The sequence below is a fragment of the Candidatus Obscuribacterales bacterium genome (assembly GCA_036703605.1).
Taxonomy (GTDB): Bacteria; Cyanobacteriota; Cyanobacteriia; order RECH01; family RECH01; genus RECH01.
In genome coordinates, this window is the sequence record DATNRH010001159.1 from 1 (window position 1) to 2,883 (window position 2,883).

General features: G+C 55.3%; 3 protein-coding genes. 2 read left to right on the top strand and 1 reads right to left on the bottom strand.

Annotation, left to right across the window (positions count from 1 at the left end):
• The coding region (locus V6D20_23945; protein HEY9818833.1) for a Calvin cycle protein CP12 at positions 1-195 on the bottom strand (195 nt) is incomplete at its 3' end.
• A 449-nt stretch (positions 196-644) separates the two neighbouring features.
• Here V6D20_23945 and V6D20_23950 point away from each other — a divergent pair.
• Both V6D20_23950 and V6D20_23955 read left to right on the top strand, forming a co-directional pair.
• Positions 645-1,886 carry an FIST N-terminal domain-containing protein gene (locus V6D20_23950; protein HEY9818834.1) on the top strand — a complete coding sequence of 414 codons (1,242 nt, stop codon included), beginning with the start codon at positions 645-647 and terminating at the stop codon, positions 1,884-1,886.
• A gap of 29 nt (positions 1,887-1,915) precedes the next feature.
• Positions 1,916-2,883 (top strand): hypothetical protein (locus tag V6D20_23955; protein ID HEY9818835.1); only part of this gene is annotated, 968 nt, incomplete at its 3' end.

The window sequence follows — 2,883 nt, forward strand, 5'->3', positions numbered from 1 at the left end:
TTCAGGGTTCTCGTCGCAATATTGGTCAAACGAAGTTTTGGGCTGTTCTTTGCTCCTTTTGTGGGCTGCTTCAGCTTGCAGTTCTTCTACAGCGTCCCATGCAGCAGCACATTCCCCAGAGGAAGCACCTTCAGTGCTGCATACGGCCCGTGCCTGTTCACGTTCTTGCTCAATTTGGTTGTGGATATCGCTCATAGCTTTTCGTTATGGTTATGACTTATCTCAGTACATGTGGGTGGTCTACCCTGGACTATCTTAGTCTGAAACCTTCGAGGTCGTGAATGTGAAAACCCCGAACCCTGCCGTGTAACGGCTGACCCTAGAACCCATTCACGCATTTAGCCTCCACAAATGGCAATCCTATTATCTTTAGATTTGCCGTGGCTAGACTCTAGATCATTCGCTGTAGACAGAGAGACCCAACCCCTCCTAATCCCTATGCTACTGTGCGATCGCCCCTCTGCTCGTCAATAATGTTACCAAACTCACCGGAAGGCGATCGCTGAGAAGGGCTTGATCTTGCATGGGATTGATCAACGCCTCAGAGCTCTTAACTTCTCTGTTGACCCGTTTTCCTAGAGAATAGGGAGAACGCTACGACAGTTCGTATTGTGACTCGGCGAACTAGTACTATGACTGATCCTATGAAATGGGCCAACGCCCTCTCCACCCGCCCCTCCCTTGAAGCCGCTATTCAGGAGGTCGTTGAAAACGCAACCCAGCAGTTGAAGACACCCGCCGACCTAGCGATTGTTTTCATCTCGTCTGCCTACGCCAGTGAATTTCCGCGTCTGATGCCGCTCTTGCGCGAGTACCTTGATGTAACCACGATTGTCGGCGGCAGTGGCGGCGGGGTGATTGGACAATCCACCACCCGCGACGCTGCTCAGGAGGTGGAAGGGGAAGCCGCCCTCAGCCTCACCTTAGCCCACCTACCCGGCGTGAAGGTCGAAGCCTTTCACCTAGACTCTGAACTCCTACCCGACCCGGATGCCGCGCCGGATGCCTGGGTGGATCTGGTCGGAGTATCGCCAGCGGATCACCCCCAGTTCATTTTGCTATCAGAGCCCTTTGCACCGGGGATCAATGACCTGTTGCAGGGTTTGGACTTTGCCTACCCAGGCTCCGTGAAAATTGGTGGACTAGCCAGCACCGGCTCGGTCACCGGGCAATGTGGTCTATTTTGCAACTACGAGTTCTATGACGAGGGCATTGTGGGTTTAGCACTCAGTGGCAATATTGTCATTGATGCCATTGTGGCCCAGGGTTGTCGCCCCATTGGCTTTCCCTATCGAGTCGTGCAGGGGGAGCGCAATATTCTTCTAGAACTAGAGGCGGATGACATGGCTGGGGGGTGTGACGTTGGCAAGACCCCCTTGGAGACTTTGCAGATGCTAATCCGGGATCTGAGCGAGGACGATCAGATGCTGGCGCAAAATTCCCTCTTTATCGGCATCGCCCAGAATGAATTTAAGGAAAAGCTGGGTCAGGGCGACTTCCTCATTCGCAACCTGATTGGCGTGGATCCCAAAGTGGGAGCGATCGCCATTGGGGATCGGGTACGGCCAGGGCAGCGGGTGCAGTTTCATCTACGGGATGCCCAAACGTCGATTGACGATATGGAAGACCTATTCACCCAATATCAAAACCAGGATCATCAAGGCAGTTCGCCCATTGGTGCCCTGATCTTTGCCTGCCTCGGCCGCGGGGAAGGGCTATATGGACAACCCAATGTGGATTCTCGGCTCTTCCATCGCTACCTCGTTGATACACCCCTGAGCGGCTTTTTTTGCAACGGCGAAGTAGGCCCTGTGGGCAATACAACCTTCCTCCACGGCTATACGTCGGTATTTGGCATCTGTCGATCGCCGGATCCAAGCCGCTAGACTGGAACTAGTTGTCATAATTCAGGGGAATGGTCACGTTTAACCGATTGCTAGGGCTAGGACTAGGGGCTGGGCTGATCCTATTTGCGGTGCAAAACTGGTCTTATTCCGTGCCGCTCATTTTGCTGGGCCGAATCTCCCTAGCCTTGCCCCTATCCGTATGGGTCTTAGGGGCTATGGGCTGTGGCGTTGTCACGGCTCTCATGCTTATGGGGCTTTTTCAAGCGGATGCAAAGCGTCCTACTGAACGCTGGACAGCGCCCAATGAACCTGCCCCCCGGCGATCGCCCCCCTCTCAACGCTGGAATCAAGAACCAAGGGATCGGGCCGGCAGTCCGCCTTCTGAACCACGGTCAACGAAGCGCGATCGCACCTCCCGAGCCTCCCAACGAGCATCACAAACCTGGGGGGAAACCTGGGATACCCCGTGGCAGCGATCGCCGGAGTCTTGGGAGTCTTGGGAAGCTTGGCAGAGCGGTGTACCCAAGAGCGATCGGCGGGAGCCCCTCGTAACGGATGCAGAGGTGATTAGCAGTACCGCCGAGCCATCGGCAACCTCACGTCAGTCGTCCTACGACGAGCCGCTGGAGAGTCGCGACTATGGTCGGCCAACCTACACCTATGTGACCCCTGATCCCGAGCTGGATCAGCCGGTGCAAGAATCTGCCGTCTGGGATGACTGGCAAACCAACGACGACGAGCCGCGAGTCGCCTATACAGAGCCAGGTTACGAAGACTTGGATGACGAAATCTCAGACCTAGACAACGACGTCTACAACGATCGTGAGGAAGACTCGCTATACGACGATCCATACCAGGATGCCTCACAGAACGTCTCAGTCTACGACGACCCACGCTTTGACGACTATGACCGAGATCGGGCCGCTGCCTGGCAAGCTTGGCGCGATCGCCATGCCGATGATCCAGACGTTGACGACTTAGATCGTGCTGATAGCGATGCAGACGACGACTTAGAAGACTGGGAGGATTGGGACGG